This is a genomic window from Alteribacillus bidgolensis, from assembly GCF_002886255.1.
Taxonomy (GTDB): domain Bacteria; phylum Bacillota; class Bacilli; order Bacillales; family Marinococcaceae; genus Alteribacillus; species Alteribacillus bidgolensis.
This window is the reverse complement of record NZ_KZ614149.1, coordinates 1-21,616: the sequence shown is the minus strand read 5'-3', so window position 1 is coordinate 21,616 and position 21,616 is coordinate 1. Positions and strand designations below refer to the sequence as shown.

Below are 21,616 nucleotides of genomic sequence, written 5' to 3'. Positions count from 1 at the left end.
GGACCGTCTTTCGATAAGAACTATTTCACCTCCTATGTAAGATAAAGTTGACTTCCCCTAGATTGTTTGCTCTGATTGTTCACTTTCTTCGTCTTTTCCCAAACGTTCATAAATGGTTATTCCTACGAAAGTACAGACTGGAATTATAATAAATAAAACCATGCCAAGTGGACTTCTTAAGAACTCAGCTACATAACCTCCATATGGAAGCGAGAAATTGACCGTTCCTATTACTTGATCTGCAGCTACAACGTAATCATCTTCTACGTTATTGTTATCACCCTGGGTTTGAAAGACGGCCTCTCCGCTTTCGGTGGTCGTTTCTATCACCCTGTGTGTGATTATCTGACTTTCCTCATCGTAATAGGTTATAACATCTCCAGTTTCAATTGTTTCGGGGTTCACTTGTTTAGCTATGACCATATCCCCTGCCGAGAACTCCGGCTCCATACTATTTGACAAGACAGTTAATGGATGGTAGCCAAATAACGATGGTACTTGATCTGGATTCATTCTCCCTTGCACTATAAGAAATACAGCTGCTAAAAAGAGAACAAAGAGAACAACTAGTAACCTATTGAATGAAAAGCGGACAAGGCGTTTGGCCATCTTGTCACCTCCTGTTGTTTCGTTCGTTTTATAGAATACAAACACATTATATAACGAATGATTTTCATTGAAAAACGTGAAAAAAGTCTGTAATTTCTTTATATAGCACATTATTTGTTCTTTATAACGTATTTACTCCTTTTTTCTCACTATTTCATTTTTTTAAAAATCATTTTTGTTTTTTATAATGAACAGAAGAGCGCAGCACAAAGTTCATTTAGATTTATTTAAATACTGGTAATAGCGAACTCTCGCAAAAAAAATTAGCTATTGTCCTAATCTTTTGAACATTATTAATGGGAGGGGGAATATGATAGGAAAGAAAATAAGACTTTACCGCCGAACGAAAGGAATGTCTCTTACAGAGCTTTCTAGAAAAGCAAACATATCTAAATCATATTTAAGCTATATTGAAAGAGACGTAAAACAAAATCCTTCGATCGAAGTCTTAAAAAAAATTGCCGCAGTCATGGATATTACTGTAGAAGAACTAATAGAAGATTCTCTTCCTTCAATATATAAAGAAGAGCATTACCTCGATGAAGAATGGTTGAACTTAATTCAAGAAGCCATTGATGCAGGGATAAGTAAAGAGCAGTTTAAAGACTTTCAAGAATACATTAAGTATGAAAAATGGAGCAGACACCATAAAAAGAAAAAAAAAGATGGAATCAAAAATATAAATTGAACGGGAGGAAGTCTTGCATGAGTGGTAATAATCACGATATGAAGCTTGATGAGGAGTGGATCGTGCTGATACATGAAGCAAAAAACATAGGATTAACGCCATATGATGTGAAATCTATTTTAAGGTTAGAACAAAATAAGAAATAATTTATTATGTTCCATGTCTTTATAAAAAGATAATGAACTTTGAGAGGACGTTTTTATCTCTCTCCTTCTTACCATGATGCTTTCTAAATATCCATAAAAAACGGCAAAAACACTTTATCCCTTGATCGCTGAGATAAAGTGTTTTTCCAATCTTATTTTATTAGATTTATTGTTTATGAGTGCGCCATTTATTAAATTCCAGGAATTCTTTGAACTGTTCTTTTGAAACCCCTGAATCCATTGCTTCTTGGACTATTGCCAGCCACTCATCATCAAGATCTTTTTCGTCAATATTTAATTCTTCTTTTATTAAAGCATCGACAGATACATTTAATACTTTTGAAATCTTCTCTAAAAATTGAATGGAAGGGTTCGTTTGAATATTTCTTTCTATCGCACTTAAATAAGATTTCGCTACCCCAGCTTTTTCAGCCAACTCCGTTAATGACAAGTTTTTCTCTTTGCGATATTTCTTCACCCGGTCCCCAATCATCTTTTAAACTCCTTTACTTATCCATATGTATTCATATATTATAACATATAACGAATGAAAGTATGATATAGTGAACGAGTTTTTAAATGATTTTTAAAGGGGAAAAATGACTTTTAATAAACCTTTCATAGTATATTAGAAAAACTTTGGCTTGCCGCCATTAAAAAGGTAACTACCTAGATAATGGAACTTCTTCTACTAAAAATGCACACGTCCTGGACGTTGGAAGCCTTGGTATTCACTTATACTTTCCAAAAGTTAACCTTTTTCCCCTGAAAATTAATTTATTTTCATTCTTTCGATGGTGTATCGTTACATACTGTTGGTCTTAAAGTATAAAAAAAGCCAAATCGAATGGCTTTGGCTTGTATCAAGACTATTTAGTTTTACTTTTATATTCTTGATATAAAAACTCCTTCACTTCCTCTACGGTTAGTCCAGCCCCTTTCGCTTCTTTTATCAATTTCACCCATTCTCGATCCAACTTTGCTGGCACCATTACTTTCATTCAACCTCCCACCGCCTTTTACACATGATTCTCCATGCAGTCCAGCCATCTTAGTTTATTCTTTTAAAACCTTGACCTGTGACTTAGCGTATCTGTTTTTCAACAGAGCTGCTCTTTTACTGGAGGTCGCTGCATAAATCACGTTAGCCCCTTGTTTACTTATGTTTAATTCGTCCTACTACTATTATACCTTTATAACTGCAAAAAGAATGTCAAAATATGCTCTAAACCATAAAAAAGATTGTCAAAATTTTATTCATTCGGGATTAGAAAAGGAAGTTTTTGATGCAGATTGTTAATAGTAACGGGTGTTTTCATATATAACTCCCCGTCTGTGTCGGCTTTCATTGGCTGTGGGGTTTCTAAACGAACATAACTGCTGCGGTAATGTTGTATATCGCTTTGATCTGCCTCCCAAGCAAATGGATTTTTGGCATTAAAATACTCCCGTAATAAAGCTGCCCCTCCTTCGCTTATGATAAATATATCAAATTCTCCATCGTCCATTACGTTATTTTGAAATGGAAGTTTATTCGTCCCTATAACATTCCCATTAGAAATAAGCACCATAACTGCTTCTCCTTCTACTGTTTGTTCTTTTGTTTCTAGAGTAAATGAAAAAGGCCTTGTATTATTAACCATTTGTAACGCACTGATAAAATAACTTACTTTTCCAAATACTCCTTTTAAATTTTCATTAATATTTTCGGATGTTTCCGCAATTAAGCCTATACCATAAAAATTTAAAAAATACCGGTCATTCATTTTTCCTATATCTAAGTATCGCACCTGGCCTTTTATTAATGTTTCCGCCGCTCTTTTTAATGGCTGAGGAATCTGAAGAGACCTTGAAAAATCATTACAGGTGCCTCCTGGCAATATCCCAGTGACAGGTGGGTTATCCAAATCAGCTAAACCATTCACACATTCATGAAGAGTACCGTCTCCGCCGATAATAAAGATAGCCTCATACTGATTTCCTGCCTCTTTACAAATTTTCTCTGTATGACCTTTATACTGCGTTTGACGGATGACTACTTCTTCTATGTGTGAAGCTAATATTCCAGCTGTCGGCTCAATGTTTTTTTGAATATCATCTTGAGCATAATTCCCATTTATTAACAAAAGCGCACTTTTAAACATTTCCATGTCATCCTTTTGGTTTATTTTCGTTATATCTTATTAATGAATAAGAATGGAACAACTTTTTAAGCATATCTACTTCTTATTCATTTAGTATAAAAGCATTCAATTCGAGATGTTCAACACCAGTGATTATATTTCAGTTTAACGGCTGAATACATCATTACGCAACGAAAGCTGGCTTCGTCTGACCCAAATATACACCCGGTATGTTAGCGAACAACGTCAATATTTATGTTCTAGAAGCATAGAAAAAGGACAGTTTTAAGAAGACTGTCCGTTTTTTGATCCATTATTATTTTTTCCATTCTGACGTTGAGAATCTAATTTTGCATCTATTTTTTGCTGTTCTTTGACTGGTGGACTCAGGCTGATGATAGTATCGCCAGGCTCTGGTTTAAAGTTATTGACTTCCGTGGTAAAAAATTCAACTTTTCCTGTATGCTTGAGGATAAAGAGAAGAAGGGTATCTGGCTCTCTTTCGTCCTTATATTTCCCAAAACTATATTGTTTCGTTAATTTGGTTTTACGGAATATATACCCATTTTTCACCTTTTGATTAAGCTCTTCATACGTAGCTCCTTTTCTAAATAAAACCCTTCCTCCTATTCGCTGTACCAGATCATTCGGATGCTCGCGGTCGTCATCATGCCAGCTTAATTGATATAAATCGTTACGGCCGATTTCAGGCACAAATGTCGTACATACAAGAGAATTGTAAGAGTCTCTATCAGTAGCAGCGATAAGTTTTTCATACGGGGTCATATCCAAATAATACTCTGTCTGTTCTGAAAGAATTTCTCCACGATAATACGGGACCCCTGCTTTTCTAGAATTAAAAAGATATTCAAAGGATGTATCCGCAACCAAAACCGGTATACCTGACTCTTTGAGCACACGAGCTAAAGCCGTGCTGAACGCACTGCCTCCCACAATAACCACACCAGGTTTTCCTTCTAGTGATAAGCCTAGTTTATTTGCCAACGGTCCAAGTGTAAAACCGTGAGCACAAACGGTAGCAAACACAAGTGCAAACGTCAGCGGTGTTACAATAGATGCCCCTGGATACCCTGCTTCTGTTAAAACATTGGCAAAATAACCAGCTACGGTTAAAGCTACAATACCACGCGGAGCAATCCACCCCACCAGCGCTTTCTCTTTGAAGGAGAGTTCTGTATTCATGGTAGACAGCCAAATAGAGAGCGGCCTTACGACAATTAACATGAGAATCACATAAGCAATAATATTAGGGTCAAATATCTGCATAAGTGTTTCCCGCTCTAAAGAAGCAGTTAACATAATAAAAATGCCTGAAATAAGCAGCACAGATATATTTTCTTTAAAATGGCGCATATCACTTAACGAAGCAATATGCATATTAGCAAGCGTCATCCCCATTGCTGTGACAGCAAGCAGTCCTGTTTCATGCATCACTTCATCCGCGAGAGTAAAACAAGCAATGACCACAGCAAATACGATAGGGGATTTTAAAAACTCAGGTACATAGCCGCGCTCAAACATAGTACCGATTCCTTTACCGCATCCCCAGCCTACTGCTATAGCAAAAAGAGAGGCTAAAAAGAATAATATTAAAGCTTCCACAGTAACCGATTCATTTGTTAAAAATTGAATAATTTCAAAAGCAAATACGGCGAGTAAAGCTCCAAACGGGTCTACGACAATTCCTTCCCATTTTAATATCGCTGCAGGCCTAGGCTTTAGCTTAGCCTGCCGCAACAACGGAAGAATCACCGTCGGACCGGTTACAATAAATAGCCCTCCAATAACAAAGGAAATGGCCCAAGATAAACCAGCTACAAAAAAAGCTGTTAATGAACCTAGAATCCATGCAAGAAACGCACCCAACGTAATAATTCGAAATACTGACTTCCCCAATCCTCTAATTTCTCGAAAGTCGAGATTTAAGCTGCCTTCAAATAATATAATGGCTACAGCCATGGAAATAATGGGATTAAATAATGACCCGAAATCTTCTTTTGGATTCATAATTCCAAATACGGGACCAATTAACAAACCAGCAACAGACATTACGACAATAGCCGGCATACGAAAGCGCCAAGCAAACCATTGTGAACCGATACCTATAACGCCAATAAGCATGAGATGAGATAATATTGAATGAAACATATCAGGTTCCTTTCTTTTTTTCTTTTTAACGGAAGCCTCTTATTTCTTTCCCGTAATAACTGTTACCGTCCTTCTTCTCTCCACTTACATATAAGCTTCCGCGGCCGTATGTATTTTTTTGCATATAAAGGAATAAAGATAATGTCTCACTGTTCCCGAAACAAAACAATACAATATTTCACCTTCACTTTGCAATAAATTGGACTCTATTCTTGGTCATTTTATAATATAATTAATTTTTCAGAAAAAGGGGGATCATAGTGAAGTCAATGCAATGGAGATGTCCTATGGATCATCTTGATGCTTACCCAGAACACCACACTTCTATAAATAATATTTTTCTAGCAATCAACGAGCAATCTATAAACGCTTTTTAATATTAACATATAAAAGCTGGCAAACAGAATCCCTTTTCTGTCTGCCAGTTAACAAAATACACCCCTCTGTCAGTTGGCATTAGTATTCATTTATTTCTTCATTGATTTTTTTCCCTAAGTGCCTCCCTGGTTCATCTATACAGCAAAATATCTTGTCACCTTCCTTTAGATCTTTGACGGAAACAACTTCATGATTTTTATTTAAGAGAGATACACTATCAGCGTATTGCAAAGTAGCAGAAATATGCGTGCCTTCTGTCTCTAATTCCACCCGAACTAATTCTCTTTTTTCCATTTTTACTCTGCCTACTGGTACTTCCTTTTGTTCTGAACCATTATATATATATAAAGAATTCCCGCCTCTTAGCTCAGACAAATAAACAGTTTGATCATCTTGAAACAAATATTGGTGAAGTCCTCCGGCATTAATCCGAAACGGTCTTGGCGGATATGTATCGGTAGAACGATTTTCAGATAACACAAGCATATAACCATAACCAGTGTTTCCAACCAATACTCCTTCTGTCGGGGTTAAAAGATCTGCACAATCGATGCAGACTCTTGTACCTAGTCCAGCTGGTTTGATTTTTGTAACAACTCCATGAGTTAAGGATACGTCTTTCCTATTATCTGCTGCCATTTTTTCTGCCTCCTCTTCAAATTATTATGAAACTTTTCTATCTACTCATACGTCATACTAATAGAAAAACTTGACTTCCCGCAAAGTCCTTCCAGTCATAATAAGAGTTTGGAGCTTAAATCATATTCATTTTTCCGTTAGTCCAGCTTTAGATGCATGTTGGTCTTAACTATAAAAAGGAAAAAAACACCTGCAGGCTTAACATTTTGTATTACCCAGCAAAAGGAGGCAGCCATGAGACACAGTATCATACATATTTTACTTTCCCTATCTCTTATTGCCAATATAGTAATGGGAGTTAATATTTACTATCAGTCCAGCCAAAGTGTGGGGACTGAAAAAATTGATAGAGCCCTTATTCAAATGGGATATGACCTGGCTGCTGCCATAAAATTCAGCACCTTTGAAAAGGAAGAAGATTTTTCGGCTGACTTCCATTTAATGAAAGCCCAACAATTGCTTGATAACATGCTTACTCTGTCAGAAAATACATCTGATGCATCGGTGAAAGCAAAAATTATACACAACGAAATAAAACAATGGGAAAGTTATATCTTTTCAGACCAGCCTTATTCTATCAAACAAATGGATGATAAAGAACGAAGACAAACTGGTGATATGATTGGTAAAGCGTTCTCTAGCGAATCTGCAAATGAATTAGAAAAAAAATTAAAACAAATATATGTTTATTTGAAAGAAGAAGAGTCCTCTTAAGGAAAGGTATTCATTCCTTAAAAGAGACCCTTTTTCCCATGTAATAATTACGCTTTTTCTTTCGGTTTTTCTTCGTTCGTCTCTATTCTATTTTGCATTCTAGAGAAATGTTGTCTTCCCCATTCTTCCATTAAGTATAATAGTTCATCAATAGATTTTCCATACTCAGTTAATGAATATTCCACCTTTGGAGGAACAACAGGATAAGACTTCCTAGTGATCAATTCATCGTTTTCTAGTTCTTTTAACTGCTTTATTAATGTCTGATGATTAATATCAGGTATTCTTTTCTTAATCTCCCCAAAGCGAAGAGTCCTCCCAAACAGCTCCATTAAAATAATAGCCTTCCACTTTCCACATACCACATCTAATGTCAGTTTCACATGCTTCCATGTTTGTTCTTTTAATGCGTCCCCTCCTCACTTCCCAAAAGTATAAGAAAAACTCGGCTTACAGCAAAGTCCAATTGGCGGATGTCGCAGTTTTGCTCATACTTTGATCCTTTAACAAAACGTTCCTAAAGTATAAAAAAAATATACTACTACACGGCTTTTCATCAAGTGTGATAATCACAGTTAGTATTTAAATAGCCGTTTTTTAGGAGGATAAACCTATGAAGAACATGTTGCCTATTATTCTGAGTGTGGCAAAAGAAATAGCAGATAACAAAGAGATAATTGCTATTAAAGCATTACACTCTCAAGAAAGTGATTCAACGGTTTTAAATCATTATAATACAAGAGCTAAGGAGCTGTTTTCAGAATTTGTTCAATTAGTCAGTACCCATCTTTTGAATAACCAACAAGAATTTCACTCGGAAAACTTGCAGCTAGAAACTGCTGAAAAAATCCCCGAGGCGGATGCAGAAGAATTTCATACTGTTATCCTCTCTGCCATTCCCTATTTGAGTTCAGCGTTATGGCAATATATTATGGAAGACAGCGAAAATAAGGGACTAACCATTTTTGATTTAAGAGAAATGCATGCCATCATAGAACCGTATATTCACCGCATCGCTCAAAAATATATGTCTCTTTTCTTTTATACGATACGGCAAAGAGCAGACAGTTTAAAAGACAAAATAAATGAGATATCTGTTCCTGTCATTAAACTAATTGATAAAGTTGGTAAGTGTCCTCTTATTGGCTTTATTGATGACAATCAAGCTCATGAAATCATGGAAAAGACTCTTCGAAAGTAAAAATAAACAGTTCCGCTATCTTATCTTTGATCTTTCCGGTGTTCATTATATTGACACCTACGTAACCAGTTATTTAATTAAAATTATTAACTCATTAAAAATGATGGGGGTAAAAGTCATTATAACTGGTTTAACCCGGCAACAGCTATTTCAATCGTAAATCTGGGAATTGACCTAACCTCACTTTCGATATAAAGTAACTTACAGCAAGCGTTAGAATCAGCCGGATTAAAAACAATTGAAACAAAGCATTAATAAAAGCAGAGCTTCTTTCTTCTAGAAGCTCTGCTTTTCTATTGACCTGATGAATTTTGTTCCAGTTCCCGTACTATTCCTTTTTTAAACTCACGAATAATAACTCCAGAAAATAAAATGAGGAAAATGATTAATAAATAGTCAGGTACTTCAGCTATGTACCTTCCGTATGCAGATAGGACTTGTACCATCAATATAATAAACCAGATTCCCGTTAGAACTTTCAATATATTTGCCAAATTATATCACCTTGCATTTTTTAAGGTTCTTACCTTTGATTATAACGGATGCTCTTCTTTTCTTCAGCTTTTTTTTGTAAAAAACACCAACTTTTTATTATGAAAATTTTTTGGTTTGGAGAAAGTAGGAAGAAAGGAGGTAGTTGCATGAAAAAAATCTTTATGTTGATTGGGGTGACTGCATTATTTATAAGCGGGTGTAACAACCAGTCATCTCCTAGAGAAGATGATTCGGTAAATAATCAATCTATACCTGCTGAAGAAGTACTTGCAGATGTGGTTCATTCATCAGAGAAGAGTATAGCAGAAGCAAACATGCAAAATACAGAAGGAGAATCAATCGGCACCGTTCGTTTTTACGAAAAAGATAAAGCTGTGTTAGTTGAAGCTTTTTTTGAGAATGGAATTCCACACGGATTTCATGGTTTTCACATCCATGAAACGGGGCTATGTGACCCTCAAGCAGCTGACGGACCTTTCACTACGGCTGGCGAGCACTATAATCCCGATAACTCCGTCCATGGAAGTCACGCTGGCGACATGCCGAGCTTATATGGTTTAGAAGACGGTTCTGCCTATTTATTGACTGCATTGGATCGTTTCAGCCCTCAACAGTTAGCTAATGAAAGCCGAGCTGTTATTGTACATTCCGACGCAAATAATTTTGCAAACATTCCTGATCGCTACACCTCAGAATTAAGCAACAAAAGCGGTCCTGATGAGGAGACATTAAAAACTGGGGATTCTGGAGATAGAATAGCTTGCGGCGTTACAAAAATTTCTAATTAGACAAAGTGAGCCCTCTACACATGTTAACATCCGCATTCTGTTTTTGCTGGACTAGACTATTGTTTACAATACGCTTGTATTAAAGAAGCCGAAACAATAAGCACGTTTGTGTTTACTTGTTTCGGCTTCTTTTTATATAGGATTTTCATTTTCTTCTACGGATTTTTCTTTAGATAGGAACCAGCCTCCTAAGGCAATAAGAACCAAAACTACATAAAAGGTTATTTTCCAGGGGGTTGATTCCGCAAACTCTTCTGGCAGTACACCTAATGCAGGATGTGACAATGTATAAATGGAAAGTTTTATTCCAACCCATCCAACTATAATAAAAGCTGCAATTTCAAGACCAGGGCGTTTTTTCAGCAGTTTCACGAAAAAAGTGGCTGCAAAACGCATGATGATTACTCCAATTAGTCCTCCTGACAATATAACAATAAATTTCCCGCCATCAAGTCCCCCAATTGTCGGAAGAGGTGTGTTAGGCAGTGTTACTGCAAGAGCAACAGCTGCTAAAATCGAATCTACGGCAAAAGCTATATCAGCCACTTCAACTTTTAAAACAGTTCCCCAAAAGCTTCCCGTAGTTATCTTCTTTTTCTTTGCTTTTTCATCAGGTGTTTCTTCTTTCTTCAGCCAAACTTTACGAACGATATGATTTCCGGACATAAAGAGTAAATAAAGGGCACCTATAGCCTGTACCTGCCAAACATCAATCAAAAAAGAAATAGCAAATAATGATGCAAAGCGAAACACAAAAGCTCCAGCCAGCCCGTAAAATAATGCTTTCTTTCTCTGCTTTTCAGGCAGATTTTTCACCATAATTGCCAAAACTAAAGCGTTATCGGCTGCAAGAATACCTTCGAGTAAAATAAGAACGAATAAAACCCATCCATATTCCAGAAGCAAACTAACGTCCATATTAATCTCCCTCATTTTTTAGTTCGCTTATTTTACCCATATCGCCTTTATTGTTATACTCCTTGACCCAATTATTCTATTCCCTTCTTGCTATTGTTTGCTAAAACATCGCTATAAAGCAAACGAGAGGAATTTTTAATAGCAGCCCCAATATCTTTCCTGTTAATTTCCGTATTAGGCATAGCTTTTACATGTACTCTAATTCTCAGCATGTATTTCTTCAATTAGCAAAGATAATTCTGTCCATCTTTCCATAGCTTCGTCTAACTGTTCTTCTACTAAATTTTGTTCTTCCATTAACTCCTGAACTTTCTCAAAATCACTTCCAGCTTGTGCAATTTGAGTTTCTGTTTCTGCTTTCTTCTCTTCTAATTCAGCAATTCGGTCTTCCAAACCATTCCATTCCTGTTGTTCTTTGTAGGAGAGCTTCTTGCGCGAACGCTGCGGTTTCTGTTTTGTTGTTTGATTTTCTGTTTTCGCCTTTGGGGGTTGCTTTTGTTTTATTGTTTCTAAATACTGAGAATAATTCCCTTGAAAACGCTCTACCTTATCGTTTGAAGTAAATACCAGCAGGGACTCAACGACACGATCCAAAAAGTAACGGTCGTGGGAAACCGTAATCACAACTCCAGGAAAATGTTCTAGATAATTTTCTAAAACACTTAACGTTTGAGTATCAAGATCATTTGTTGGCTCATCTAAAAATAACACATTAGGTTCTTTCATAAGCACACCAAGTAAATACAACCTGCGTCGTTCTCCCCCTGATAAACGGTGAATGTAATTCCATTGCATAGGACGAGCAAACAAAAAACGTTCTAACATCTGTTCTGCCGTTATTTCTTGACCATTTACTGTTTGAACCACTTCTGCTATATCTCTAATATATTCTATAACTCGCTTATTTTCATTTAAATCCTCATGTTCTTGAGAATAATAACCAATACGCACAGTAGAGCCAATTTCAATATGCCCCTTATCTGCTTCCGTTTTACCCGCCAATATATTTAATAAAGTGGTTTTACCGCTTCCATTAGGACCTATAATACCTAGTCTTTCCCTTGGAGTAACCAAATAGGAAAAAGAAGAAAAAAGGTTCTTGCCGTCACAGGATTTAGACAGATTCTCTGCTTCTAATACCTTTTTCCCCAACCGTGCAGAACCGATAGCAAAATCAACATCGTGTTTTTTGGCAGGACCTTTTTGTTCTTTTAAATTCTCTACGCGCTGCACCCGAGCTTTTTGTTTTGTCCCTCTTGCTTTTGGCCCCCTTCTAAGCCACTCAAGTTCTGAGCGTAAAATATTTTTTCTTTTTGTTTCATTTTGTTCTTCTATTGCTTCCCGCTCCGCTTTCTTTTCTAAAAACAGTTCATAATTTCCTTCATACGTGTATAAATGACCTTGATCTAATTCATAAATACGATTGGTCACTCTGTTTAAAAAATACCTATCATGAGTGACAACCATTAGTGCTCCATGATAGGAGGATAAGTAACTTTCTAGCCATTCAATCGATTCATTATCAAGGTGGTTTGTAGGTTCATCAAGAATGAGCAAATCAGCTGGCTGAATAAGAGCTTTCGCTATAGCAGTACGCTTTTTTTGCCCTCCTGAAAGCTCCTTTACTTTTTTAGAGAAACCAGTAATTCCAAGACGTGTAAGTACTTGTTTTGCAGATGTATTAGCTGCCCATGCTTCATTTTCATCCATTTGCTGTTGTGCTTGAAGCAATTTTTCTTGAAGTTTCCTGTTCTCAGGGTTTTGCTCGAGTTCTCTGAGTGTTTTTTCATAGCTGCGCATCGTTCTCATAATAGCTGAATCACCATAATAAATTTGATCTAAGACAGTAAGATCTTCATCTAACTCTGGTGCTTGCGGAAGGTATTCTATATGCATATCATTGGAGTGAAACAATTTTCCTCTTTCTGCACTGTCTTCATTAGCCAGTATTTTTAATAGTGTCGATTTTCCTGTCCCATTTACACCAATTAATCCAATCCTGTCATGATCTTCAATGACAAAAGATATATGATTAAATAATTCTTTATCTCCATACGTTTTATATATTTGTTCTGCCCTCAATAAACTCACATTGTTTCCCCCTTTTTTTCGTTTATCAGGGAATTCCATACCTTCTATCATAACATGAGTAAACATTAAAGATCTTGGCTTGTCTTCAAGTCGTTCTGGCAGAGGCTCCTAATATCTTTATTTGTTTGTTAACCTTACAAGTCAGTTTTGGGCAACGAAATTGGAATATACTCCATTCACCCTCAGTCACAAGTGCGACCTTTACTACTTAAGTACAAAAAACCGCCCTATTTCAGGCGGTTTTTTATATCTTCATTTAAACGGTTTTCTTTCTTTTTCTTGAAGATCCGTCGTTGCGAGAACGTGATTGTTTGTACGGCTTTTTCTTTCCACGATGGTTTTTCTTAAATCCTTTTTTTCGATTGCCTCGTTCTTTCTTAGGCCGCAGTGATGCTTCCTCTGTCAATTTGATTTCTACATTGTCAGGTTCGTTCGTGTTCATTTTCAAAGCAGCGGCCACCAGTGTGACAGGATCATGGCCGCTTAGCAATGTTTTTGCTGTGCTCTCTAAGTCTTCCGTATCTTCATTTTTAACTGTTTCTAACAGTTTATTAACAACCTGCTGGTAACGTCCATGCATTGCTTCAGCATACGTAGGAATGTCCTGGCGGATCATTTTCTTTTTCGTCGTTTCTTCAATAAATTTTAAATGACTGATTTCTTTAGGGGTTGAAAAACTATAGGCAATGCCTTCTTTACCTGCCCGGCCGGTTCTTCCAATTCGGTGCACATAACTTTCAGGGTCCTGCGGCAAGTCAAAGTTGTAGACATGGGTAACACCGCTGACATCAAGCCCCCGAGCGGCAACATCAGTTGCAACTAAAATGTCAATCGTGCCTTGTTTAAACTTGCGAAGCACTTTGTCTCGCTGAGATTGTTTAAGATCCCCATGTATACCTTCTGCTGCATATCCTCTGCGCGTTAAGGCTTCAGATAGTTCATCTACCCGGCGCTTTGTACGTCCAAAGACGATGGCAAGCTCAGGCGGAGTAATGTCTAGTAAATGGCACAGCGTATCAAACTTTTGTTTTTCGGGAACTTCAATGAACCGCTGCTCAATATTCGATACGGTCAGGCCTTTACTTTTAACTTTAACTACTTCAGGATTGTCCATAAACTTCGTTGTTACAGATTGAAGCCGTTTTGGCATGGTAGCAGAAAATAATAATGTCTGCCTTTCTTCAGGAATTTCACTTAAAATCGTTTCGATATCTTCCACAAAGCCCATACTAAGCATTTCATCTGCTTCATCAAGAACTACCATTTTCATATATTTTGGGCGAATGGTTCTTCTTCTCATATGATCCATAAATCGTCCAGGTGTCGCTACAATAATTTGCGGGTGGCGTTTTAATGCTTTAATTTGCCGGCTTATTTCCTGGCCGCCATAAATAGCAAGCGCCTGCACACCTTTAAAACGGCCAAGACGATTTAACTCTTCTGACACTTGAATCGCAAGTTCGCGTGTCGGAGCAAGGACCAGCCCTTGAGGATGTGCTTCTTGGTCCATCTGCTCAATCAAAGGAATTCCAAAAGCTGCTGTTTTCCCGGTTCCGGTTTGGGCCTGCCCAATAATATCCAGCCCTTTTTTTACCTTTGGAATAACCTCTGCCTGAATTGGAGTAGCTTCCTCAAATCCCATATTATTTACGGCTTGCAAAATCTGTTCATCCATCTGTAATTCTGTAAACAATGTCAATATAATATAACTCCTTTTTATTATTAAACTCTTCACTATTTGGTTTATTTATTCCCAACAAACGCATTAAAAAAACTGCATCCCGCGATTCCTTAACGGGATACAGCCCATTTTGGATATATTTTACTTCATGTACTTACCATCAATCTTTAACACAACTTTTTAACTTTACCACAAATTGTTTTAAAGAACAACTTTTGCTACTAAAAACTTTATTTCTTCTTTTGAAGTTTCTTTAAAGCCTCAGCCAATGCAGGGTTTTTCAAATCTTCGTCGTTTTGTTGTTTTAAATACTTTTTTACATCCTGTTTCGTTGCTTTACTGTTTTTTTCTTGTTTTCTTCTTTTATTAAATGAAGACACTTTTTCTTTATAGTTGCAGCGGCAGACAAATATCTGTCCTTCCCCTTCTCCACGCAGTTCCATTTTCTTTTTGCATTGAGGACACCGTGCATTCGTTATCTTCGAAATATTTTTCTTATAGCCGCATGCTCTGTCTTTACATACTTTCATTTTCCCTCGTTTTCCATTTATTTCAAGAAGAAGCTTTCCGCACTGCGGACAAGGAGTTCCCGTCATATTATCATGTTTAAAAGATTTAGAACTTTGTTTTATACTTTGAACCACTTCATTAGCATAGGTTTTCATCTCTTCTATAAACGATTGTTTAGTGAGCTTTCCCTTCTCTATGTTTTCTAAACGCTGCTCCCATTCCGCTGTTAATGTTGGAGATTTTAATTCCTCTGGGACAAGCTCTAATAATTGTCTCCCCTTAGAAGTAATTTTAAGGTTTTTTCCGCTTTTTTCAATCAAATAGCTGCTCAACAATTTTTCAATGATATCCGCTCTTGTCGCAACCGTTCCAATACCGCCCTTCATTTTAATCGTATTTAGCAGCTTTTTATCTTCTTTAGCCATGAACCGAGATGGATTTTCCATTGCCGATAATAGGGAAGCTTCATTAAAAAGCGAAGGCGGTTTCGTTTCTCCTGTCTCTCTAGCTGTTTTTATAAGCTTATATTTTTCTTTTTCGTTAAAAAGAGGCAGTTTTTCTTCTTTTTCCGCTCCATCTGATTTGTAAATTTCTTTCCAACCTTCGTTTAGCACTCTTTTACCCTTAGTAATAAAAATTTCTTCGTTTATGACTCCTTCGATTTCGGTTTGTTCATATTGGGCAGGTGGATAAAAAGCTGCCAAAAACCTTTTAATAACTAGATCATAAATCTTCTTTTCTTTATCAGACATATTAGAAAAACGAGGGGGGTCTTCTGTAGGAATAATCGCATGATGATCAGTTACTTTTTTATCATTGATCATTAATTTATTTAGCGACCAGCCGTGTTTTTTAATTTTTAAAATCTGTTTGGCATACCCTTGCACATCACAAGCTTTTAAACGTTCCACCAGTGTACTCTTAATATCAGAAGAAAGATAACGCGAGTCTGTCCGCGGATATGTGAGTACTTTATGGGTTTCATATAATCGCTGCAGCGTATTAAGCGTTTCTTTAGCTGAAAAACCGTAACGTCCATTCGCTTCTCTTTGCAGTTCGGTTAAATCAAACAACTGCAGAGGAGCATCCGTTTTTTTCTTCTTCTGGACTGATTTTATTGTTATTGGAGCATTCTTAATATTTCTTAATACCTTATCTGCTTTTTTATTAGAAAAAATTCTTGTGTCCTCACTTTTTTGATTTTTCCACCAAAATGTTACCCCATTTTCCGTTACAGCATATATCCGTTGAAACGAAATCGGCTTAAACTGAGCTATTTCATTTTCTCTTTGCTGTACCATTGCCAAGGTTGGTGTTTGCACACGTCCGCACGATAAGGATGCATTAAACTTTGTCGTCAGTGCCCTGGTGGCATTCATGCCGACATACCAGTCTGCTTCTGATCTAGCTTGAGCCGCTTGATATAAATTATTAAACATTCTTCCATCCTTCAATTCCTTAAAACCTTTTTTTATAGCCTGATCCGTAACAGATGAAATCCATAAACGTTTTATCGGCTTTTTAACTGATGCTTTATCAATAATCCACCGAGCCACAAGCTCTCCTTCTCTGCCGGCATCAGTTGCAATAATTACATCTTTTACATCTTTACGATGAAGCTGGGATTTAACAGTGTTAAACTGCTTGCCTGATTTTTTAATAACGGAAAGTTTTAACTTAGAAGGCAGCATCGGAAGATCGTCTAACTTCCACGTTTTGTACTGCTGGTCATATGCTTCTGGTTCAGCAAGTGTGACAAGATGCCCAAACGCCCATGTGACGATATAAGAGCTTCCTTCCATGTATCCGTTCCCCTGTTTACTGCAGCCCAGTACATTAGCTATATCTTTTCCAACCGAAGGCTTTTCTGCAAGAATGACTGATTTACTCATATGTAAAAACCCTTTCTCTGTTAGTTATCACAGGTTGATTTGCATGATTTAATTTCTCCTCTTCTCACATCTTAGCATATCTTTATTGTCCTTTATTTCACTGGTTTCACTACTTGACGATTTATGAAAAGAACATTATCGTAGGTCTCATCAACCGACGATTTCTCACACCTTAGAAAAAAGGGGGAGCAAAGCAATGCATGTTACAATTCAGACAAAGATTATTCTTCTCATTCTTGCCTTAATTATCTTTGTTACTATCACTTTATCTGGTTTCTTTGCCTACTTGGAATCAACGGATATAGAAGACTCCTTAGGAGATAAAGCGTTGAGCACTGCTACCTATGTTGCAGGAGCACCTACTGTTCGAGATGCTTTTCAAACGGATAACCCTCCTTCTATTTTACAGCCTTATGCAGAAAGAATTCGAGAACAATCCGGGGCCGAATTTGTTGTTATTGGAAATGAAAACGGTATCCGCTATGCTCACCCTGATGACTGGAAAATAGGGAAAGAAATGGTCGGCGGGGATAATAACCGCGCATTATTAAATGGAGAATCCTATGTTTCACGGGCAGAAGGTACACTTGGCCCGTCTCTAAGAGGAAAAACTCCTATACGAGACGAAAATGGCAGCATCATAGGAGTTGTATCTGTTGGTTTTTTGATTGAAGATTTACGAGCAACCATCCTCGAGCGTCTATTCAAACTCGGACTTTTAGCTTTAACAGCCATTGTAATAGGTACGTTAGGTGCTGTATTGCTCTCAAAAAGTATTCGTAAAGATATGTACGGGTTAGAACCATATCAGATAGCTAGTCTATTTCGAGAACGCCAGGCAATTCTTTCTGCTATTCGTGAAGGAATTATTGCCATTAATAAAGACGGATATATAACAATGATTAATCATTCCGCAAGAGAAATGCTTGATTTTCACGACCCAGTTGAAGGCAGAGCTATAAAAGAAATCTTGCCTACTTCTGTTATGGAGCGGGTATTAGAACACGGACGGCCGGAATACAACCAAGAGCTGTCACTAAAGGGCAGAGTATTTATTATTAACCGACAGCCCATTTATGATAACAATGAAATAGCAGGCGTTGTTTCTACTTTTCGGGATAAAACAGAAATGATGGAAATGGCTAATACACTTTCTGATATTAAAAGATATTCAGACGACCTGCGTTCTCAAAATCACGAATATACGAATAAACTATATGCTCTTTCAGGATATCTTCATCTAGGACAGACAAAAGAAGCTATTCAATTAATAGAAGAAGAAACGATGAATCAAGATAAACAAACAGCAGTGTTATTCAGTCAAATTAAAGATACTACCGTACAAGCGGTACTTGCTGGCAAATCAGGTCGTGCTTCAGAGATGAAAATAAAGTTTGAAGTAGATAGCAACAGTCAATTGGAGCCATTACCAGAACATATATCACAAACGAAAATAATTTCTATATTAGGAAATGTTATTGATAATGCTTTGGATGCAGCTAAGAATAGCCCAAAACCTGAAGTGAGCTTTTTCGTCACAGATATAGGAAATGATGTTATTTTTGAGGTCATCGATAATGGCCCAGGACTGTCTGCAGATGTAGAAACTTTAATGGAGAAGGGATATTCTACCAAACCAGGCAATATAAAACGAGGCTACGGACTGGCAATTATTCGAGATACTGTTTCTGACCTTGAGGGAATGCTTGAATTTGATAATCAGCCTGAAGGTGGTGCTATATTCTCTATATACTTGCCTAAAACGCCATCTTCATAAAAAGGAGGAGAGATTCTTTGATACAAACAGCTATAGCAGAAGATGACTTTAGAATTGCTTCTATTCATCAAGAACTCGTTAACCGCGTAAACGGTTTTCAATGCAGCCATCAAGCATTAAATGCCAAAGATACATTACTCATGCTTGAACAGCATTCTATCGACCTTTTATTACTTGATATTTATATGCCGGATGAACTTGGGACACAATTACTTAAAACGATTCGTGAAAAACATCCCCAGGTCGATGTATTGATTATTTCTGCGTCTACAGAAACAGAACACGTGCAGCATTCCTTACGATACGGTGTTTTTGATTATATTATAAAGCCTGTTTCTCTTGAACGATTGGAAAAGACCTTACATGATTATTTATTATTTCATCAGCAGTTACACGAAACGACACAAGTTACTCAGGAAAATATCGACCAGCTCACCTCCATTCGCAGACACCAGCCAGAGCCTTCTGCTGGCAGTGAATTAGAAAAAGTAGAAGACCTTCCTAAAGGAATAGATCCGTTCACATTGCAAACGGTAACAAATGAACTTGAAAAAGCAACAGCAGGAATGACAGCTGAAGAAATGGGGCATTACCTTGGAGCATCTAGAACGACTGCACGGCGCTACCTTGAGTATATGATTTCGTCCAACAAAGCAGACGCTAAACCAATTTATGGGATAGTGGGCAGACCAGAAAGAAGATATTTTATTAGAAAATCTTAGTTTGCAGCCAAGTCCTAATGAAGCCTTAGAGTTTTTGTACGAAAACACAATCCTAATTATATATCCGTCCTGATCATGGGACGGTATTTTTTATTTCTTAAATATACATTTATTACCATAGATGAACAAAATGAACAAAATAGATATTTATTTTTTTTATACGGGTTATTTTGAAAACGGTTACAGATTTAATTATTTTTTTTAAACTTAAAATAATCAAAAAAAGGGGGATCTCAACATGAAAAATATTTGGTTGCCAACACTGGCACTTTTCACTAGTATCACATTGGCCGCTTGCGGCGGCGGAGAAGATTCTGAAAATGCGGAGGGCAGCTCTGGAGACGGAAGCTGGGAGCCAGAACAATCGCTTGAATTCGTTGCCCCTTCTGGTGCAGGCGGCGGCTGGGATACAACAGCACGAATGGCCGCAGAAGGTTTTGAAGAACAAGAGATTATGGATCAAGGAGTCGGTGTTGTTAATAAAGAAGGCGGCGGCGGGGCTGTCGGCTGGTCTTACATTGCCGGCAAAGCTGAAAACCCTCATCACCTGTTTGTAGCATCACCACCTTTGCTATTAATTCCTTTAAATGGTCAATCAGAATACGGACATGAAGATTTTACACCAATTGCAAACATGATTTCTGATTACGGTGCTTTTGCTGTTCGTGAGGATGCTCCATGGGAGGATTTAAATGATTTGTTTGAAGATATGAAAGACAATCCAGAAGATATTACTGTTATTGGTGAGTCTTCCCCAGGAAGCATGGACCACATTCAATTTGTAAAAATAGCAAAAGAAGCAGGTGTCGACCCACAATCCATAAAATATGTTTCAGCTCAAGATGGAAGTACCATGACTAACCTTTTAAACGGCAATGCAGATGTTTATTCCACTGGTGTAACTGAAACTGTTGAACAAGTACGGGCTGGCGAAATTAAAGTGCTCGGCATCACGGCTGAAGAGCGTTTAGAGGGCGATGTAGTGGAAGACTTTCCTACAGCCAAAGAACAAGGAATTGATGAAACGTTCGTGAACTGGAGAGGATTTTTTGGACCTCCTGGCATGACAGATGAGCAAATCACTTATTATGAAGAGAAATTCAAAGAATTAAACGACTCTGAACTGTGGGATGAAACGCGTGATAAATATGCGTGGAATGAATTGTATATGGATAGCGAAGAATACGCTGAATTTTTAGAAGAAGAAAAAGAATCCATGCAGGAACTGCTTAATGAAGTAAATATGGAAGAAGAGTAATTCAGAAAATAACCTTTCAGAAGTCGTGATCTTCTTTAGGTCACGACTTTTTCTTACAAAAATACTCTTGCTTTATCATGCGGGTGTAAAGGAGGTTTGGACAAATGCTAAAGCCAGTAAACAGAAAAATCAGCCTCTTGCTGATCGCGCTTGCCATTTTTTATTTATATTTGGCCTATCAGCTTCCTAGTTTTGCAAATTCCGTCATAAATGCTTCAACGATGCCTAAAATTTTGGGTTTCGGTCTCATTGCGTTAAGTCTTTTTTTGTTCTTTATCCCTGACCAGGAAACAAAGGAGGATAAAAAGAAGCGCCATATTCCTAAAGCGGATTTGATAAAAATTGCTGGAGTCGTTTTAATGATTCTTGCTTATATATTCTTCTTAGAACGATTAGGTTTTATCCTCGTTTCTTTTTTATTTATCTTTTTTTGTTCATATTTTTTAGGCTACACCAAACACAGTATAAATTTGCTTGTTTCTATACTATTTCCCGCTCTTCTTTACAGTGTATTCACGATGCTGCTTGGAATCAGTTTACCATCAGGAATTATTCCGTTTTAGAAAGGAGGAATATGTATGGGTTCTATAGAGGGAATATTAAGTGGAGTTCAACTAGCTTTTAGTATAGAAGGGATTTTATTTGTTTTTCTTGGCGTTCTTGCTGGTACATTAATCGGAATGATGCCAGGCCTTGGCCCGATCAGTGCCATTGCCATCATGATTCCATTAACCTATAATATGGATCCAACTGTCGCTTTAGTTTTAATGGCTGGAGTCTACTACGGCGCTGTATTTGGCGGATCAACTTCTTCCAT

General features: G+C 37.2%; 23 protein-coding genes and 1 riboswitch. Of the genes, 11 read left to right on the top strand and 12 right to left on the bottom strand.

Features of this window, described 5'->3' with window-relative positions; genetic code table 11:
* Positions 1–57: 57 nt before the first annotated feature.
* Positions 58–609, bottom strand: a complete 552-nt coding sequence (locus tag CEF16_RS00110) for a signal peptidase I (RefSeq protein WP_170031427.1) — start codon at positions 607–609, stop codon at positions 58–60.
* Positions 610–919: 310 nt separating this feature from the next.
* Here CEF16_RS00110 and CEF16_RS00105 point away from each other — a divergent pair, with 310 nt between their 5' ends.
* The gene (locus CEF16_RS00105) at positions 920–1,297 is read left to right on the top strand and encodes a helix-turn-helix domain-containing protein (protein ID WP_091586045.1); all 378 of its coding nucleotides are present in this window, start codon (positions 920–922) and stop codon (positions 1,295–1,297) included.
* Positions 1,298–1,314: 17 nt separating this feature from the next.
* Positions 1,315–1,443: an anti-repressor SinI family protein gene (locus CEF16_RS23110; protein ID WP_245917727.1), complete on the top strand. Its 129-nt coding sequence runs from the start codon at positions 1,315–1,317 to the stop codon at positions 1,441–1,443.
* A gap of 166 nt (positions 1,444–1,609) precedes the next feature.
* On the opposite strand, the gene CEF16_RS00100 is transcribed toward CEF16_RS23110, so the two are convergent.
* The 5 genes from CEF16_RS00100 to CEF16_RS00080 all read right to left on the bottom strand — a co-directional run bounded on the left by CEF16_RS00100 (position 1,610) and on the right by CEF16_RS00080 (position 6,752).
* Entirely contained in the window at positions 1,610–1,936 is a 327-nt protein-coding gene (locus tag CEF16_RS00100; protein ID WP_091586044.1) for a helix-turn-helix domain-containing protein, read from the bottom strand.
* Between the two features lie 376 nt (positions 1,937–2,312).
* Entirely contained in the window at positions 2,313–2,444 is a 132-nt protein-coding gene (locus CEF16_RS00095; protein WP_425427930.1) for an anti-repressor SinI family protein, read from the bottom strand.
* Between the two features lie 32 nt (positions 2,445–2,476).
* A riboswitch (cyclic di-GMP riboswitch) is annotated at positions 2,477–2,567 on the bottom strand.
* 129 nt (positions 2,568–2,696) lie between these two features.
* On the bottom strand, positions 2,697–3,587 hold the full coding sequence (locus tag CEF16_RS00090) for a diacylglycerol/lipid kinase family protein (RefSeq protein WP_091586042.1): 891 nt from the start codon (positions 3,585–3,587) through the stop codon (positions 2,697–2,699).
* Positions 3,588–3,851: 264 nt separating this feature from the next.
* Positions 3,852–5,735 (bottom strand): cation:proton antiporter, encoded by a 1,884-nt coding sequence (locus CEF16_RS00085; RefSeq protein ID WP_091586040.1) that lies wholly within the window; start codon positions 5,733–5,735, stop codon positions 3,852–3,854.
* A gap of 456 nt (positions 5,736–6,191) precedes the next feature.
* The gene (locus tag CEF16_RS00080) at positions 6,192–6,752 is read right to left on the bottom strand and encodes a 3-dehydroquinate synthase II domain-containing protein (RefSeq protein WP_091586039.1); all 561 of its coding nucleotides are present in this window, start codon (positions 6,750–6,752) and stop codon (positions 6,192–6,194) included.
* A gap of 234 nt (positions 6,753–6,986) precedes the next feature.
* On the opposite strand from CEF16_RS00080, the gene CEF16_RS00075 reads away from it, so the two are divergent.
* Positions 6,987–7,466 (top strand): hypothetical protein, encoded by a 480-nt coding sequence (locus CEF16_RS00075; RefSeq protein ID WP_091586037.1) that lies wholly within the window; start codon positions 6,987–6,989, stop codon positions 7,464–7,466.
* Positions 7,467–7,513: 47 nt separating this feature from the next.
* Here the strand turns inward: CEF16_RS00075 and CEF16_RS00070 are convergent, their stop codons facing one another.
* Positions 7,514–7,849, bottom strand: coding sequence for a winged helix-turn-helix transcriptional regulator (locus CEF16_RS00070; RefSeq protein WP_281259128.1), 336 nt, complete (start codon positions 7,847–7,849; stop codon positions 7,514–7,516).
* A 230-nt stretch (positions 7,850–8,079) separates the two neighbouring features.
* Here CEF16_RS00070 and CEF16_RS00065 point away from each other — a divergent pair, with 230 nt between their 5' ends.
* Positions 8,080–8,667, top strand: a complete 588-nt coding sequence (locus CEF16_RS00065) for an STAS domain-containing protein (RefSeq protein WP_091586035.1) — start codon at positions 8,080–8,082, stop codon at positions 8,665–8,667.
* Entirely contained in the window at positions 8,621–8,827 is a 207-nt protein-coding gene (locus tag CEF16_RS25170; RefSeq protein ID WP_091586033.1) for an STAS domain-containing protein, read from the top strand. Before CEF16_RS00065 ends, CEF16_RS25170 begins: the two co-directional genes overlap by 47 nt.
* Positions 8,828–8,960: 133 nt before the next feature.
* Here CEF16_RS25170 and CEF16_RS00055 read toward each other — a convergent pair whose 3' ends face one another.
* Positions 8,961–9,161, bottom strand: coding sequence for a hypothetical protein (locus CEF16_RS00055; RefSeq protein ID WP_091586031.1), 201 nt, complete (start codon positions 9,159–9,161; stop codon positions 8,961–8,963).
* 147 nt (positions 9,162–9,308) lie between these two features.
* On the opposite strand from CEF16_RS00055, the gene CEF16_RS00050 reads away from it, so the two are divergent.
* Entirely contained in the window at positions 9,309–9,950 is a 642-nt protein-coding gene (locus CEF16_RS00050; protein WP_170031408.1) for a superoxide dismutase family protein, read from the top strand.
* A 132-nt stretch (positions 9,951–10,082) separates the two neighbouring features.
* Here the strand turns inward: CEF16_RS00050 and CEF16_RS00045 are convergent, their stop codons facing one another.
* The 4 genes from CEF16_RS00045 to CEF16_RS00030 form a co-directional block, all read right to left on the bottom strand.
* The gene (locus CEF16_RS00045) at positions 10,083–10,868 is read right to left on the bottom strand and encodes a TerC family protein (RefSeq protein WP_091586027.1); all 786 of its coding nucleotides are present in this window, start codon (positions 10,866–10,868) and stop codon (positions 10,083–10,085) included.
* Between the two features lie 198 nt (positions 10,869–11,066).
* Complete coding sequence (locus CEF16_RS00040; RefSeq protein ID WP_091586025.1) at positions 11,067–12,959, bottom strand: ABC-F family ATP-binding cassette domain-containing protein; 1,893 nt, start codon at positions 12,957–12,959, stop codon at positions 11,067–11,069.
* Between the two features lie 256 nt (positions 12,960–13,215).
* Complete coding sequence (gene cshA, locus CEF16_RS00035) at positions 13,216–14,658, bottom strand: degradosome RNA helicase CshA (RefSeq protein WP_425427929.1); 1,443 nt, start codon at positions 14,656–14,658, stop codon at positions 13,216–13,218.
* 212 nt (positions 14,659–14,870) lie between these two features.
* Positions 14,871–17,042 (bottom strand): DNA topoisomerase III, encoded by a 2,172-nt coding sequence (locus tag CEF16_RS00030; RefSeq protein WP_091586023.1) that lies wholly within the window; start codon positions 17,040–17,042, stop codon positions 14,871–14,873.
* Positions 17,043–17,238: 196 nt separating this feature from the next.
* On the opposite strand from CEF16_RS00030, the gene CEF16_RS00025 reads away from it, so the two are divergent.
* From CEF16_RS00025 to CEF16_RS00005, 5 genes are all read left to right on the top strand, one after another.
* Positions 17,239–18,819, top strand: a complete 1,581-nt coding sequence (locus CEF16_RS00025) for an ATP-binding protein (protein ID WP_091586021.1) — start codon at positions 17,239–17,241, stop codon at positions 18,817–18,819.
* Positions 18,820–18,836: 17 nt separating this feature from the next.
* Positions 18,837–19,541: a response regulator gene (locus CEF16_RS00020; protein ID WP_091586019.1), complete on the top strand. Its 705-nt coding sequence runs from the start codon at positions 18,837–18,839 to the stop codon at positions 19,539–19,541.
* A gap of 238 nt (positions 19,542–19,779) precedes the next feature.
* Positions 19,780–20,799 carry a tripartite tricarboxylate transporter substrate binding protein gene (locus CEF16_RS00015; protein ID WP_091586017.1) on the top strand — a complete coding sequence of 340 codons (1,020 nt, stop codon included), beginning with the start codon at positions 19,780–19,782 and terminating at the stop codon, positions 20,797–20,799.
* 104 nt (positions 20,800–20,903) lie between these two features.
* A complete protein-coding gene (locus CEF16_RS00010) occupies positions 20,904–21,362 on the top strand; it encodes a tripartite tricarboxylate transporter TctB family protein (protein ID WP_091586015.1) in 459 nt (152 codons plus the stop codon).
* A 15-nt stretch (positions 21,363–21,377) separates the two neighbouring features.
* The coding region (locus CEF16_RS00005) for a tripartite tricarboxylate transporter permease (protein ID WP_211295837.1) at positions 21,378–21,616 on the top strand (239 nt) is incomplete at its 3' end.

Excerpts from the sequence above, each read along its gene's own strand:
- CEF16_RS00110 (WP_170031427.1), bottom strand. The coding sequence starts at position 609 with ATGGCCAAACGCCTTGTCCGCTTTTCATTCAATAGGTTACTAGTTGTT.
- CEF16_RS00105 (WP_091586045.1), top strand. The coding sequence starts at position 920 with ATGATAGGAAAGAAAATAAGACTTTACCGCCGAACGAAAGGAATGTCT.
- CEF16_RS23110 (WP_245917727.1), top strand. The coding sequence starts at position 1,315 with ATGAGTGGTAATAATCACGATATGAAGCTTGATGAGGAGTGGATCGTG.
- CEF16_RS00100 (WP_091586044.1), bottom strand. The coding sequence starts at position 1,936 with ATGATTGGGGACCGGGTGAAGAAATATCGCAAAGAGAAAAACTTGTCA.
- CEF16_RS00095 (WP_425427930.1), bottom strand. The coding sequence starts at position 2,444 with ATGAAAGTAATGGTGCCAGCAAAGTTGGATCGAGAATGGGTGAAATTG.
- CEF16_RS00090 (WP_091586042.1), bottom strand. The coding sequence starts at position 3,587 with ATGTTTAAAAGTGCGCTTTTGTTAATAAATGGGAATTATGCTCAAGAT.
- CEF16_RS00085 (WP_091586040.1), bottom strand. The coding sequence starts at position 5,735 with ATGTTTCATTCAATATTATCTCATCTCATGCTTATTGGCGTTATAGGT.
- CEF16_RS00080 (WP_091586039.1), bottom strand. The coding sequence starts at position 6,752 with ATGGCAGCAGATAATAGGAAAGACGTATCCTTAACTCATGGAGTTGTT.
- CEF16_RS00075 (WP_091586037.1), top strand. The coding sequence starts at position 6,987 with ATGAGACACAGTATCATACATATTTTACTTTCCCTATCTCTTATTGCC.
- CEF16_RS00065 (WP_091586035.1), top strand. The coding sequence starts at position 8,080 with ATGAAGAACATGTTGCCTATTATTCTGAGTGTGGCAAAAGAAATAGCA.
- CEF16_RS25170 (WP_091586033.1), top strand. The coding sequence starts at position 8,621 with ATGACAATCAAGCTCATGAAATCATGGAAAAGACTCTTCGAAAGTAAA.
- CEF16_RS00050 (WP_170031408.1), top strand. The coding sequence starts at position 9,309 with ATGAAAAAAATCTTTATGTTGATTGGGGTGACTGCATTATTTATAAGC.
- CEF16_RS00045 (WP_091586027.1), bottom strand. The coding sequence starts at position 10,868 with ATGGACGTTAGTTTGCTTCTGGAATATGGATGGGTTTTATTCGTTCTT.
- CEF16_RS00030 (WP_091586023.1), bottom strand. The coding sequence starts at position 17,042 with ATGAGTAAATCAGTCATTCTTGCAGAAAAGCCTTCGGTTGGAAAAGAT.
- CEF16_RS00025 (WP_091586021.1), top strand. The coding sequence starts at position 17,239 with ATGCATGTTACAATTCAGACAAAGATTATTCTTCTCATTCTTGCCTTA.
- CEF16_RS00015 (WP_091586017.1), top strand. The coding sequence starts at position 19,780 with ATGAAAAATATTTGGTTGCCAACACTGGCACTTTTCACTAGTATCACA.
- CEF16_RS00010 (WP_091586015.1), top strand. The coding sequence starts at position 20,904 with ATGCTAAAGCCAGTAAACAGAAAAATCAGCCTCTTGCTGATCGCGCTT.